The 13,700-nt window shown below is 49.6% G+C and carries 10 protein-coding genes; 3 read left to right on the forward strand and 7 right to left on the reverse strand.

What is annotated here, in order from left to right:
• Window positions 1-35 precede the first annotated feature (35 nt).
• Window positions 36-1,613, forward strand: a complete 1,578-nt coding sequence (gene gadC, locus GKD17_RS14615; RefSeq protein ID WP_007832523.1) for a putative glutamine/gamma-aminobutyrate antiporter GadC — start codon at window positions 36-38, stop codon at window positions 1,611-1,613.
• Between the two features lie 217 nt (window positions 1,614-1,830).
• Window positions 1,831-4,104: a sensor histidine kinase gene (locus tag GKD17_RS14620; protein ID WP_007832522.1), complete on the forward strand. Its 2,274-nt coding sequence runs from the start codon at window positions 1,831-1,833 to the stop codon at window positions 4,102-4,104.
• A 2-nt stretch (window positions 4,105-4,106) separates the two neighbouring features.
• On the opposite strand, the gene nhaA is transcribed toward GKD17_RS14620, so the two are convergent.
• The 7 genes from nhaA to GKD17_RS14655 form a co-directional block, all read right to left on the reverse strand.
• Window positions 4,107-5,447 (reverse strand): Na+/H+ antiporter NhaA, encoded by a 1,341-nt coding sequence (gene nhaA, locus GKD17_RS14625; RefSeq protein ID WP_007854150.1) that lies wholly within the window; start codon window positions 5,445-5,447, stop codon window positions 4,107-4,109.
• 132 nt (window positions 5,448-5,579) lie between these two features.
• Complete coding sequence (gene lepA, locus GKD17_RS14630) at window positions 5,580-7,361, reverse strand: translation elongation factor 4 (protein ID WP_007832519.1); 1,782 nt, start codon at window positions 7,359-7,361, stop codon at window positions 5,580-5,582.
• Window positions 7,362-7,441: 80 nt separating this feature from the next.
• Complete coding sequence (locus GKD17_RS14635) at window positions 7,442-7,834, reverse strand: type II toxin-antitoxin system HicB family antitoxin (protein WP_007832518.1); 393 nt, start codon at window positions 7,832-7,834, stop codon at window positions 7,442-7,444.
• Between the two features lie 214 nt (window positions 7,835-8,048).
• Window positions 8,049-8,252: a winged helix-turn-helix domain-containing protein gene (locus GKD17_RS14640; RefSeq protein ID WP_007832517.1), complete on the reverse strand. Its 204-nt coding sequence runs from the start codon at window positions 8,250-8,252 to the stop codon at window positions 8,049-8,051.
• Window positions 8,253-8,408: 156 nt separating this feature from the next.
• Window positions 8,409-8,912: a C-GCAxxG-C-C family protein gene (locus tag GKD17_RS14645; RefSeq protein ID WP_032933280.1), complete on the reverse strand. Its 504-nt coding sequence runs from the start codon at window positions 8,910-8,912 to the stop codon at window positions 8,409-8,411.
• Window positions 8,913-8,955: 43 nt separating this feature from the next.
• Window positions 8,956-9,912 carry a D-2-hydroxyacid dehydrogenase gene (locus tag GKD17_RS14650; RefSeq protein ID WP_007832513.1) on the reverse strand — a complete coding sequence of 319 codons (957 nt, stop codon included), beginning with the start codon at window positions 9,910-9,912 and terminating at the stop codon, window positions 8,956-8,958.
• Between the two features lie 170 nt (window positions 9,913-10,082).
• A complete protein-coding gene (locus tag GKD17_RS14655; RefSeq protein WP_007832511.1) occupies window positions 10,083-11,360 on the reverse strand; it encodes a replication-associated recombination protein A in 1,278 nt (425 codons plus the stop codon).
• A gap of 239 nt (window positions 11,361-11,599) precedes the next feature.
• Between GKD17_RS14655 and GKD17_RS14660 the strand changes: the two genes are divergently transcribed.
• Entirely contained in the window at window positions 11,600-13,675 is a 2,076-nt protein-coding gene (locus GKD17_RS14660) for a hypothetical protein (RefSeq protein ID WP_007832508.1), read from the forward strand.
• Window positions 13,676-13,700: the final 25 nt, after the last annotated feature.

Here is a 13,700-nt window from a genome sequence, read left to right on the forward strand (position 1 = left end):
AACAAAAAACATATATTTTTTAAAACCTAAACTTTATGGCAAACATTAGTAAATCAGTCAAGCTAGGGGTATTTACCCTCGCTATTATGAACGTGACTGCGGTAGTATCCCTGCGCGGGCTGCCTGCCGAAGCCGAATACGGACTGAGTTCGGCATTTTATTATTTATTCGCGGCCATCGTCTTCCTGATACCTACCTCATTGGTAGCGGCGGAACTGGCGGCCATGTTCCAGGACAAGCAAGGCGGTGTGTTCCGATGGGTGGGTGAAGCCTACGGAAAGAAATTCGGCTTCCTCGCCATCTTCCTGCAATGGGTGGAAAGCACCATCTGGTATCCCACCGTATTGACTTTCGGAGCTGTGGCACTGGCTTTTATCGGCATGAGTGACACCCATGATATGGCCTTGGCATCCAACCGCTATTACTCACTGGCGGTGGTCTTGATTATCTATTGGCTGGCCACTTTCATTTCGCTGAAAGGCATGGGCTGGGTAGGCAAAGTGGCCAAAGTAGGCGGTATGGTAGGTACGATTATTCCTGCCGGCCTGCTGATGGTACTGGCGGTGATTTACCTTGCCTCCGGCGGACAGAGCCAGATGAACTTCGACGGCAACTTCTTCCCCGACTTCAGCAACTTCGACAACCTGGTGCTGGCTTCCAGCATCTTCCTGTTCTATGCCGGTATGGAAATGGGCGGTATCCACGTAAAAGACATAGAAAATCCTGCCAAGAACTATCCGAAAGCTGTATTCATCGGTGCGGCTATTACCGTAATCATCTTCGTGCTCGGCACCTTCGCACTGGGGATCATTATTCCCGAAAAGGATATCAACCTGACTCAGAGCCTGCTGGTAGGTTTTGATAATTACTTCAAGTATGTCCATGCTTCGTGGTTGTCACCTATCATCGCCGTGGCTTTGGCATTCGGTGTGCTGGCAGGTGTGTTGACCTGGGTGGCCGGTCCGTCCAAAGGTATCTTCGCAGTGGGTAAAGCAGGCTATCTGCCTCCCTTCTTCCAGAAGACCAACGCCAACGGCGTACAGAAAAACATTCTGCTGGTCCAAGGCCTTGCCGTAACCTTGCTCAGCCTGCTGTTCGTTGTGATGCCTTCCGTACAGAGTTTCTACCAAATCCTGTCACAGCTCACCGTATTGCTTTACCTTATCATGTATCTGCTGATGTTCAGCGGCGCCATCTATCTGCGTTACAATATGAAAAAGGCTCCTCGCCCATTCCGTATCGGCAGCAAAGGCAACGGACTGATGTGGCTCATCGGCGGTCTGGGTTTCTGTGGTTCACTACTGGCATTCGTGCTCAGCTTCATTCCCCCCAGCCAGATTGCGGTAGGCAGCAACACCGTATGGTTTGCCGTTTTGATTATCGGCTGCATCGTGGTAGTCGCAGCTCCGTTCATTATCTATGCATCGCGCAAACCGTCATGGGTAGACAAGAACACACAGTTCGAACCGTTCCACTGGGAAGTACAGGCTACAACGGCACAGACAGCGGCTCCGGTTTCCGGCGCGGCTAAAAGTTCCGCTTCAAGCGCCTCTACAAACGCTGCCGCCGGACCGGCCTCTCAAAGCACCCCGACCCCGGAGCAACACAAATAACCCCCGCTAACGGGTTAGCCCATTCCTTTTTATCACAGGCTATTCCGGTTCCTTGAAAAGCAAGAAGCATGTTTTTCAAGAAGCCGGAATTGCTGTTTTCCACAAACCGGGATGGTTACTTTCCCTCTCTCTTCCAATAATTTCCTGTAAATCATAGCCGGAATTAAAGAAACATTCCTATCTTTGTCCCTTGGTTCACTTAATAATCACGTTTGACATGAAGCATAAAGCCTTTTTCATTTTTATGACAGCCCTTCTTATAGGGAGTCCGCTTTATGCACAAAAATATAAAATAGCCCTTATCCATTCCTACCAGGAAGGGTACAGCGGTGCCGGCATTGTAAACAAACTGTTTGTCAAAGGACTGAAAGACCAGCAAATAGACTTCCAGCTGCGCACTTTTTATCTGGATTGCGAGAAATATGAATCTGTAGAAGAAGAGCAACGGATTTCCGAGTTTGCAGATTCCATCCGCTCATGGGAAGGGGATTTGATTGCCGTGCTCGATGATCAGGCAACCTACTCTATCATGGCTTGCGGAAACCCGTATGTCAGGCAGATTCCCGTCGTATTCAGCGGAGTGAATTATCCCAACCAAGACTTGCTGGCACAATATCCCAACATTACGGGCTACATAGACAAACCCGATTACCTCACCACCTGCCGGATGATAGAACGCATTATGGGCAAAGTCCGCATCCACATCCTGAACGGCCGGACCGTGCTTGACCGCCTTATCTGGAAAGACCTGAGCGAACAATGCAAAGGATCGGAAATCACCCTCCACCAATGGAAAAGACAAGAGGCCCTGCCCGGCAAGCTGAATATCCCCATCAGTGACAAAGATGATACCGAATATGAATCCCTGCACGAAAAACTGAACGAATATAACCACTTGGACTCCACCATCGTAGTCCGCCTGTCCAGTGATTCCGTAGCTGCCCGCGACCTGATGTGGCTGTCCAGCGGGATCTTCAAATACTCCTTGTTCCTGTATACCAAACGGGACTATACCACCCTGCGCATCGGCAGCCTGTTCGACAATCCCGGCTTCGAAACCATCAACGAAGGATTCGGGATAAAGGAATATATGCTGGGAGGTTATTTCGCCCCCATCGAAACACAGCTAAGCGACATGACCGCCGGCATCAAAGAAAGACTGCAAGGAAAGATACCCGTCCCGGCAGTAAAACAAATCGCCAAACAGCATCTGGTCAACTGGCAGGCCATGAAGAGATACCAGATCCCCCCTGAAAGCATTCCACCGGAATATACCATCATGTACAGGCCGTGGAGGGAAAAATACGCAACCCCCATCCTGATTCTTGCAAGCCTCCTGGTCTTCACACTCCTTGTGGGGATAGCCTACCTTATTTATATCTATACACTGGAAAAAGGACGGAAAAAAGAAGCCTTGCGCAACCTCAGGTTCGAACACGAAGCATTAACGCTTGCACTGGAAGGAGGAAAAACCTACGCCTGGTGTTTCGACGGAAAAACAGCCGTGTTCGACCAAGCTTTCTGCGAACTGACCAACCGTTCCCAAAACCTGTTGGAAATAAAGGAAATAGCCAACTATGTACACCCCGGCGACCAAGCCCAGTTCAGAAAAAACGTATCCAACATATTACACCGGCCACGAAGAACAGCCCAATACCGTTGCAAATTCGACGACACCGGTTACCAATGGTGGGAATTCAGATACAGCGTGTTGCAGCATTATGAACAAAATCCTATCATCACCGGACTTCTGGTAAACATTCAGGAGATCAAAGACAAGGAAGAAGAACTGATACGTGCCCGCAAACTGGCGGAACAGGCGGAACTGAAACAATCCTTCCTGGCCAACATGAGCCATGAAATCCGTACTCCGCTTAATGCCATCGTGGGATTCTCCAACCTGCTCACTACCGAGAAAAACATCTCGGAAGAAGAGAAAAAAGAATTTGCCTCCATCATAGACAACAATACCAGACTCTTGTTGAAACTGGTCAATGATGTGCTGGAACTATCCCGTATAGAATCCGGCAATATGTCCTTTCATTGTGAGGATTGCAGCGCGCATCATTTTGCAGAAACGGTCTATCAGACCCATCAGGTAATTATTCTCCCTCCTGTGGAATTCATCAAAGAATTTCCCGACGAGGATGTGACCATACACATAGACCGTATGCGCCTCACCCAAGTCATCACCAACTTTTTGGGAAACGCCAAGAAGTTCACCTCCCAAGGACACATCAAACTGGGTTATTTCTGCGACAAAGAGAAAAAGGAAATCCATTTCTTCGTAGAAGATACCGGTGCGGGAATCCCTAAAGAAGAATTACAAATGATATTCGAACGGTTCTACAAGCGGAATGAATTTGTACAGGGTGTAGGACTGGGACTCGCCATCAGCAAGGTCATTGTAGAAAAAATGAACGGACACATCGATGTGCAATCCGAGGTGAACAAGGGCAGCCGTTTCACCGCCGTACTGCCCTATCTGTAATTTTATTCCTGTGCAGGCTGTTTAGGCAAGGCGAACTGCAAGACCAGATACGCCAGCACACCCGCCAGCACCGTTCCCAGTATGACACCCATCTTTGCCTGCGTCAGCAACACCGGTGAATCCCCGAAAGACAGGTTGGCTATAAACAAAGAAACCGTAAAACCGATACCGCCCAAAAGACAGACACCTGTCAGGTTCACCCAGGTCATGCCTTTCAGCAGTCCGGCGAACCCCATCTTTATCACCAGCCAGGTAAAGAAATAAATGCCGGCAAACTTACCCGCCAGCAATCCCGCCAGCACCGCCCAAGTAGCCATCCCCACTTCCAAGCCACCATGATCCGCCGTGAGCGAGACACCCGCATTGGCAAAGGCGAACAAGGGAAGAATAATATAATTCACCATTCCATGCAGACTGTCTTCCAATGACTGCAAGGGAGATATGACACGGTCCGAGGAAGACTCGATGCTTTTCAGCACATTGATCTGCATCTTGCTTAACACAACACCTTCCTTGTCACTGGCAGGAAAGACAGCAATGTTCTCCCGGATGCGGTTAATGTACTTACCTATCTTGTAATGAGGAGTGGCGGGAACCGTGAAGGCTGCGACAACTCCCGCAATGGTAGCGTGGATGCCGCTCTGCAAAAACAGATACCACATAATCACTCCCCAGAAAATATAAAACCAACGGTTGCGCACCCGGAAGAAATTCCCGCCGCAAAGTATCAGCAGGATACCCGCCGAAGCAATCAGGTAGTTCACCGCCAGATGAGAAGTGTAAAAAAGAGCGATGACCAGAATGCCGCCGATATCATCGACCACAGCGAAAGCAGTCAGAAAGACTTTCAAGCTCAGCGGAACCCGCTTGCCGAACAGGCTGAGCACTCCCAGCGAAAAAGCGATATCCGTAGCCATCGGTATGGCCAGGCCACTTTGGGCCGGAGTTCCCGCCGTCATGAAATAATAGATCAGCACCGGAACCAGCATACCGCCGCACGCCGCCACGATGGGCAAAAGCGCCTGCCGGAAACTGGACAATTCGCCCACCAGTATCTCACGCTTTATCTCCAGTCCCACACTGAAGAAAAAGACAGCCATCAAAGCATCGTTGATAAAAGTCATCAAGGTCATGTGATGCCCGTTATGACTAAAGAAATTAAATTCTCCTATCTGAAGATGCACTTCGTAATTCCAAAAGGAGGCATAAATATCCCCCCACGGAGAATTGGCCAGGAACATAGCCAGCAAGACTACCCCCATCAGCAACATCCCTCCATTAATATGATAGTGCGCCGCTCGCTGGAAGGAAAAGTTCAAGTTCAGAATTTTCAGTTTTTCCATATCAATTGAATTTAAGAGTTTGTGATAAATTGCCATCAAAACACAAGCCCTTTCTGTTATTGACTTTTTAATTTCAACTAACAGAAAGAGCCCGCTTATTGTTTGCTCCTCAGAGCTTGTTTTATTCTTGAATTAATCCAGCTTCAGAACGGCCAGGAACGCCTTTTGCGGTACTTCCACATTACCGATCTGTTTCATTCGTTTCTTACCTCTTTTTTGTTTTTCCAACAATTTACGCTTACGGCTCACGTCACCGCCATAACACTTCGCGGTCACATCCTTGCGCACCGCCTTGATAGTTTCCCTTGAGATAATCTTGGCCCCGATAGCTGCCTGGATAGCAATATCAAACTGCTGGCGCGGAATCAGCTCTTTCAGTTTCTCGCACATACGCTTGCCCAGGTTATAGGCATTGTCCACATGGGTCAGGGTAGAAAGCGCATCCACCGGCTCACCGTTCAACAAGATATCCAGCTTCACCAGTTTGGAAGGGCGGAAACCCGACTGATGGTAGTCAAAGGAAGCATATCCTTTCGAAATACTCTTCAGCTTGTCATAAAAATCAATCACGATTTCACCCAGCGGCATCTTGTAGTGAATCTCCACCCGGTTGCCCGACACATAATTCTGCCGCACCAATTCGCCACGCTTGCCCAGACACAGCGTCATGATAGGGCCGATGTAATCGGTGGCGGTAATGATCGTGGCGTCAATGAAAGGTTCCTCGATGTGGTCAATCAGCGTCGGATCGGGCATACCGCCGGGATTATGTACCTCATTGGCATGTCCCTGCTTGTCATATACCATGTACGACACGTTGGGCACGGTCGTGATCACATTCATATCAAACTCGCGGTCCAGACGTTCCTGAACGATTTCCATGTGAAGTAATCCCAGGAAACCGCAACGGAATCCGAATCCCAGAGCCAGTGAGGACTCCGGCTGGAAAGTCAGCGAGGCGTCATTCAGCTGAAGTTTCTCCAGCGAGGCGCGGAGGTTCTCGTAATCTTCCGCCTCGATAGGATAGACCCCGGCAAACACCATCGGCTTCACTTCCTCGAATCCGGCAATCGCCTTGTCACACGGACGGGCAATGTGAGTGATGGTATCCCCCACCTTCACCTCGCGCGAAGTCTTGATGCCCGAAATGATATACCCTACGTCTCCTGTACGCAACTCCGTGCGGGGAATCATGTCCATTTTCAGCACACCGATTTCATCTGCATCATACTCCTTGCCGGTATTGAAAAATTTCACCTTGTCCCCTTTGCGGATCACGCCGTTCTCTATTTTAAAATAAGCGATGATTCCACGGAAAGAATTGAATACCGAGTCGAAAATCAAAGCCTGTAGCGGCGCCTCCTCGTCACCCGTCGGGTGCGGGATACGTTCCACCACCGCTTTCAATATCTCCTCCACACCCATTCCGGTTTTGCCGGAGGCACGGATAATATCCTCACGTTTGCAGCCCAGCAGGTCGATGATTTCATCTTCCACCTCATCGGGCATGGCACTCGCCATATCACATTTGTTCAGCACGGGAATGATTTCCAGGTCATGCTCCAACGCCATGTACAGATTCGAGATAGTCTGCGCCTGCACTCCCTGCGAAGCGTCCACAATGAGCAGCGCCCCTTCACAGGCGGCTATGGAACGGGATACCTCGTATGAAAAGTCCACGTGTCCCGGAGTGTCAATCAGATTCAGTACATACTTCTCTCCCCCATACTCGTATTCCATCTGGATGGCATGGCTTTTGATCGTAATACCTCTCTCCTTTTCCAGGTCCATATCGTCAAGCATCTGTCCTTCGGTTACCTGAATGGTTTTTGTGAACTCTAACAAACGGTCGGCCAAGGTGGACTTCCCGTGGTCTATATGTGCTATAATGCAAAAATTACGGATATTCTTCATCTTTAACAGCTATCTATTTAAAAAACAAGTTTCTTGCTTTCCGGGCGCAAAGATACGTAAAAAGAACAAGATTTTAAAGACTATAATAAATTTATAGCAGACAATTCCCTACTCAAAGACTGTATGCCTTTCTGGATCTTTTCCAACTGCTGCCTGCGAGGTTTATGCACTCCGGCTGCATAATGCCACAACTGACGTTCATTGATTCCGGTAATCCGGCTCAAAGCAGCCTTGGTGAAGATGCTGCTATAATAGTTGATAAAAGTAGCGGCATCTATCTTAAATTTCAATTCAAACTCTCCCGACAAGACTTCACAAGGATTCGGATTATCTTCCAGATACAACTCAATTGCCTCCTTCATGTTATCCTCAATCTCCTTTATGTCATTGCCTACAGTAATAACGGGAGCACCTTCGATATAAGCACTCAAGTTCTTTCCTGCGTGTTCTACAATCACTTCCACTGTTTTCATAATACAAAACCGTTTTCCAGCAACATCGTTACAACGTCTTTCACTGATTTGTAACTCATAACGTTTTGGACTTAATTACCCTGCAAATATAGTAATAATACGAATACTATTCAAAGAAATGATTCATCATTTTACTATAATATACAAAAAAATGCGTTGACAACATACAAAACGATGTGCCAACGCATTTTTTTATGAGTTTAAAATCTTCTTCTTACACTAATTTTACAAAGATCTCGCCTTCCACTTCAGAAGTAACGACCTTATCTTCTCTCAGTAACCAGCCCAGCCCCAGGAAGAAATCCTTGTCAGCTTTCAGTTTGGCTGCTTTCTTGATTTGTTTTTGTGTCAAACCTTCAGTTCCATTCAATGCTTCCCAGATCTGTCCGGCCAAAGCACCTGCTTTTTCTTTCAACATTTTCAATTTGCTTTTAGTTAAACGTTAACCGCACCCACACATTCCTATGTGAATGTTTGTGTTTCTTATCGCTTGCAAAGATACACAAAATTATGTTATTCAACACTTTTGCATCAAAAAAGTTTGTATTTCTATAAGAAAAAGCGATTTTTCAACCTATTTTTTTTGTTTTTCGAGGTGTTCGCTCCAAATCCTGGCCGCTTCCTCTACCATTCTTGCACAAGGACGCTTGGCATAATACTGTTCCGTCCTTGCTTCCGGCGTGGATACTACCGGCTCTTTTCTGGACAATCCCAGCAAATCGGCACACCGCAGGGCGCCGTTCCGCTTCTTGAATTCTTCGGCCAGTTCCTGCACCAGAGCGTAATTCGCCGCCTTGCTCTCACGGTCTTTCCCCTCGACGGCGCACTTCTCCAGCCCGGCCAGCAGGAACATGCCGCAAGCAGCACCGCAGGTCTCACGCATCCGCCCTATACCGCCGCCGAAAGAGGCGGACATGTGCAGGGCCTGTTCACGGGTGAAACCATACAGATCGGCAAAAGCCGTCACTACGGACTGGGAGCAGTTATATCCTTCCCTGAACAAAGCTACAGCCTTTGCCACTCTATCTTCTTCCCTAACTTCCGGATGCAAACCCAACGTATTCTTGTCTTCCTCCATTCTTCTCACCTCCTTCTTTTCTTCCCGTCTTTTTCCTTTGTTCTCATTCCGCCACATTATTTACAATCTCACCCTTGATAAATCCTTTCAAGTTCCCCACCGCAATCTGCATCAGCCGGACACGGGCTTCTTTCGTGGCCCAGGCGATATGCGGCGTAATGAAGCAGTTCTTCGCCGTCAGCAAGGGGTTGGTATATTGGGGAGGCTCGGAAGAAAGCACGTCCAGTCCGGCAGCCGCTATCACGCCCTTGTTCAGTGCGTCGGCCAGGTCTTTCTCGTTTACCAAGGGACCGCGGCCGGTATTTATCAGAATAGCTGTCGGTTTCATAAGGGCCAGGCGGGTGGCATTGACCAGTTCTTTGGTATCGGGGGTAAGGGGGCAGTGCAGGCTCACCACGTCACATTCGCAGAAAAGCTCATCCAGCTCCATTTTCCGGATTCCTCCGGGAAGTTGTGACTGCGGCTTGGAAGTATAGGCGCATACCTGCATTCCGAAAGCGGCAGCAATGCGCGCCGTCGCCTGTCCGGTGTTTCCCAAGCCGATGATTCCCAGCTTCTTCCCGTCCAGTTCCACCAGGTCGGTATCCCAATAGCAGAAGTCGGGATTATTTGCCCAACGCCCGTGACGGTTGGCATAGGCATAATGGCCTACACGCTGGGTGATGTTCAGTATATGCGCAAAGACCATCTGGGCAACGGAAGCGGTGCTGTAGGCAGGTATGTTGGTGACAATGATGCCCCGCGCTTTCGCAGCCTGGATGTCCACAATATTATATCCTGTAGCCAGCACGCCGATGTATTTCAAGGCGGGCAGAGCGGCCATATCCTCCGCCGTAATCACCGTTTTATTTGTAATCAGCACTTCCGCTCCGGCAGAACGCTCCAATAACTCGGCAGGGGCCGTGCGGTCATATACCGTCAGCTCGCCCAACGCCTGCATCTCCTCCCATGACAAATCACCGGGATTCAATCCGTAACCGTCTAAAACTACTATTTTCATATTTTCAAAAATTAAATTTCATATTTTGTTCATTTATTCGGTTAGATTGGAACGCGAATGACGCAAATTAACAGCTGCACAGCATGGATATAAACCGGCCGGAAGGTTGGATTTATGTCATTTGCGTTCCAATTTTTAATTTTATAGCACAGGATCAATGCTATTCATTTTCATTCCTTGAACCGTTCCCCCCAGAGGCTCTGCATCCGTTCCTTTATCTTCGCTTCCTGCGCATTGTTCTGCGGATGCCAGATGCGGCTGCCCTTCACCTCGTCCGGCAGGAACTGCTGCTGCACGAAATTGCCCTGATAGGCATGTGCATACTTATAATCCTTGCCATAGCCCAACTGTTTCATCAGCTTGGTGGGTGCGTTGCGCAGATGCAAGGGAACAGGCAGGTTGCCCGTCTGCCGCACCAGTTCCAGGGCGCTGTTGATCCCCTCGTATGCCGAGTTGCTCTTAGGGCTGGTGGCCAGATACACCGTAGCTTCCGCCAGCGGGATACGCCCCTCAGGCCATCCTATCTTCATCACGGCATCAAAAGCAGCGTTCGCCAGGAGCAATGCGTTGGGATTGGCCAGACCGATATCCTCGGCTGCCGAAATGACTAGCCTGCGGGCTATGAAAGCCGGGTCCTCTCCGGCCTCCACCATACGCGCCAGCCAGTAGAGCGCCCCGTCCGGATCACTTCCGCGGATGGACTTGATAAAGGCGGAAATGATATCATAATGCATCTCTCCATCCTTGTCATACGCCAACGGATTCTGCTGCAGACGCTCGGTCACCTTCTCATCCGTAATCACAATGGTTCCGGCATCCGCATCCGCTTCCACCACCAATTCCAGTATGTTCAGCAACTTGCGGGCATCGCCTCCCGAAAAGCGGAGCATGGCATCCGTCTCCTTCAGCTCTATCTTCTTTTCTTTCAGTATCACATCCTTTGCGATGGCATTATGCAGCAGTTCCAGCAAATCTTCCTTCTCCAATGATTTCAACACATACAACTGACAACGGGAGAGCAAGGGCCGGATCACCTCGAACGAGGGATTCTCGGTGGTGGCGCCTATCAGGGTCACCACTCCCGTCTCCACCGCCCCCAACAAGGAATCCTGCTGGGACTTGCTGAACCGGTGGATTTCATCAATGAACAGGATGGGGCTGGCCTGCGAGAAAAAACGGTTGCTTCTCGCCTTCTCTATCACATCGCGCACATCCTTCACACCGGAAGTGACCGCGCTCAGTGTATAAAAAGGAGTTTCCAGCTTGTTGGCTATGATCTGCGCCAGCGTAGTCTTTCCCACCCCCGGAGGCCCCCAAAGGATAAAGGAGGAGATGCGTCCCGCATCAATCATCTTGCGCAAGACAGCCCCCGGCCCCACCAGGTGTTTCTGACCTATATAATCGTCCAATGTCTTCGGACGCAAACGTTCTGCTAAAGGTTGTGCCATATCTTCATCTTTATTTCGGATAACAAAAATACAGCATATTTTCCGATGAACAAAGCCCAGGGCAACAATATAGGATTTATTTTTTTAAGGCAGAAAAACAAAAGAACATAAAAAACAGGGGCTCATATAAAATGCAATACGGGTTCTTTGTTCATCTGATCTAAAACAATTATTTTTGCAACCCTTTTTCAAAAGAGTGATTATTTCAAATTTAAATGTAATTCTAATAAAGACAGACGATGAAAAAACTTTTTTCCACCAGCCTGTTGATTTTAGCAGGTATGCTTTTACTGCTGGGCGGCTGCAAAGAGGACGAACTTCCGGTTTCCGGAGAAGGAAACGTGGCAAACAATGAATTGCCCGTCCGGCTGGCCGAAACGGATTATAACCCGGACAACACGTATTACCTGCTGAATGACAATGAATCCCAGGATGTTTATTTCGACTCCAGCCAGCGCAGCTTCTACGTCAGCCAGCCTCTTCAGTTCGGAATGGACGACGAGCACTGTTTCCAACTCCGTTTCTATAGTCCCAGAGCCTTGAAAAACGTGACTTTCTGGGCCAGGATAGACGGTTACGAGGAAGAATTCAAGTTCATGTCGCTGGAAAAGATCATGCCTTTCCAGCAACTCCGGGTACACATACCGTTCGCCACCAAGGACCTGACCGCCTATACCCGCAGCGGAAAGAAAATACGGATCATGGCAAACCCCTACCTCACGGAAGAAAACCTGACCTTCACCGTAGAGTGTGACGACCCGTACTGGGCAAGGCTGCAATCCATCCGTTGCAAATGGTACATCGCCTTCGGCAGATACAGTGACACCCAGGACAGCTGGAAGTACAAGATGAAGGCTTCGCACACGCGTGAGGCGGTGGCCATCGCGCTGAACATGGGATATATGTTCTCGTCGGAACGGTTCAAGACCGCCCTGTACGAGTTCGGCCCGCTGCACAGCAACAATGACAAGGCGGAAATAGACAAGACCGCCCTGCTGGCCAACGTGCTCAACCACCGCGGACTGACCTTCGGCTATACCACCGGCGTGATGGGACTGGGCGGAGGAACCACCTTCGGCATGCATGAAGTGTGTTATCTGGAACACTATGCCGATGACAAAAGCATCACCGAAACCATATTCCACGAGTTTGCCCACTGTGTGGGCTACGGCCATGCGGGAAACATGACCTACGAACAGACGGGACCGGGGTGGATCACCCTGTGCAACAACGTATATGTGGCGCTGTCGCTGGACAAGGAGCTGCCCGTCTATTCCCGCCGCTTCCTGCACACCCGCTGGAGCAGAAACCGTTATTTTGATGATATATACGTGGCTTCGAAACACATTATCGAAGATCCGGAACTCGATGCGCTGGACGGTGGCCTGTCTCCCCTGCGCGGAGAAACCGACCGGGGAGGAAACGACGGGGAGCCGGTGGCGTTCAAGCTGGATTATACCGACTTGCCCGGCGCTACGGGAACCACCTTCCGCCCCAAGGATGTATATGTGTACGGAGATACCCTGTATGCCGTGAACGATGCGGACAACCATTACAGCGTAGAGGTGTTCGGCCTTGCCGGCAGCGGCAAGAAGCACTTGGGAAGCATCAAGGAATGGAAGCACGGAGAAGTTACCGGGAAATTCGGCGGCCGCCCGAACGGTGTCACCCGTGCCCACGACAAGATTTATGTCACCCACGAAGGAAGCCGTACCGAGATTTTTGATGCGAAGAGCCATCAGTTCCTTACCTGCATAGGCAATGGAAGCTGGGGAACAGGGCCCACGCAGACCGTACATGCCTTCGATGTGCTGCTCTACAAAGGGCTGGTCATGATACACGACAAACGCTACGTCAACTTTGTAGAAGAGCAGGCTATACAGTCCGGAGTGACTCCGCGGATTTATGTACGTTCCGAACATCTGGGCGAGACAAACGGCACTTACGGCATGGCAGTGGACGAACAGACCGGCCTGCTCTACTCCACCCATCCCGCCAAACGCATAGACCTGTTCGCCCCCGACGGGATACGGGAAGGAGTTTCCCCCAAACGTACCGGGCAACTGGCTTATAAAAATGTACCCTACGACTTGGATTTCTACGAAGGAAGGCTGTTTGTAAGTTCCAACGGCACAGAAAAGTTCTGTGAGGTCAATCCCCGGACAGGAGAGATCGTAAAGGACCATACCACCATCGGCGGCATCACCCTGCAAGCACCCGAGAAGTTCTGTATCCGCCGCCACACGCTGTTCATCACCGACCGCGTGAAAAACGGGACATGCGTTTACGCCATCCCCATGAGTGAGCTGAAATAAATATATACCTATATAATATAGTAAG

The sequence above is a fragment of the Phocaeicola dorei genome (assembly GCF_013009555.1).
In the GTDB taxonomy this organism is placed as follows: domain Bacteria; phylum Bacteroidota; class Bacteroidia; order Bacteroidales; family Bacteroidaceae; genus Phocaeicola; species Phocaeicola dorei.

What these genes read in the sequence shown, in the direction of transcription:
- GKD17_RS14640 (WP_007832517.1), bottom strand. Translation starts at nt 8,252, where the DNA reads ATGTTGAAAGAAAAAGCAGGTGCTTTGGCCGGACAGATCTGGGAAGCA.
- GKD17_RS14635 (WP_007832518.1), bottom strand. Translation starts at nt 7,834, where the DNA reads ATGAAAACAGTGGAAGTGATTGTAGAACACGCAGGAAAGAACTTGAGT.
- GKD17_RS14660 (WP_007832508.1), top strand. Translation starts at nt 11,600, where the DNA reads ATGAAAAAACTTTTTTCCACCAGCCTGTTGATTTTAGCAGGTATGCTT.
- GKD17_RS14655 (WP_007832511.1), bottom strand. Translation starts at nt 11,360, where the DNA reads ATGGCACAACCTTTAGCAGAACGTTTGCGTCCGAAGACATTGGACGAT.
- GKD17_RS14645 (WP_032933280.1), bottom strand. Translation starts at nt 8,912, where the DNA reads ATGGAGGAAGACAAGAATACGTTGGGTTTGCATCCGGAAGTTAGGGAA.
- nhaA (WP_007854150.1), bottom strand. Translation starts at nt 5,447, where the DNA reads ATGGAAAAACTGAAAATTCTGAACTTGAACTTTTCCTTCCAGCGAGCG.
- GKD17_RS14620 (WP_007832522.1), top strand. Translation starts at nt 1,831, where the DNA reads ATGAAGCATAAAGCCTTTTTCATTTTTATGACAGCCCTTCTTATAGGG.
- lepA (WP_007832519.1), bottom strand. Translation starts at nt 7,361, where the DNA reads ATGAAGAATATCCGTAATTTTTGCATTATAGCACATATAGACCACGGG.
- gadC (WP_007832523.1), top strand. Translation starts at nt 36, where the DNA reads ATGGCAAACATTAGTAAATCAGTCAAGCTAGGGGTATTTACCCTCGCT.
- GKD17_RS14650 (WP_007832513.1), bottom strand. Translation starts at nt 9,912, where the DNA reads ATGAAAATAGTAGTTTTAGACGGTTACGGATTGAATCCCGGTGATTTG.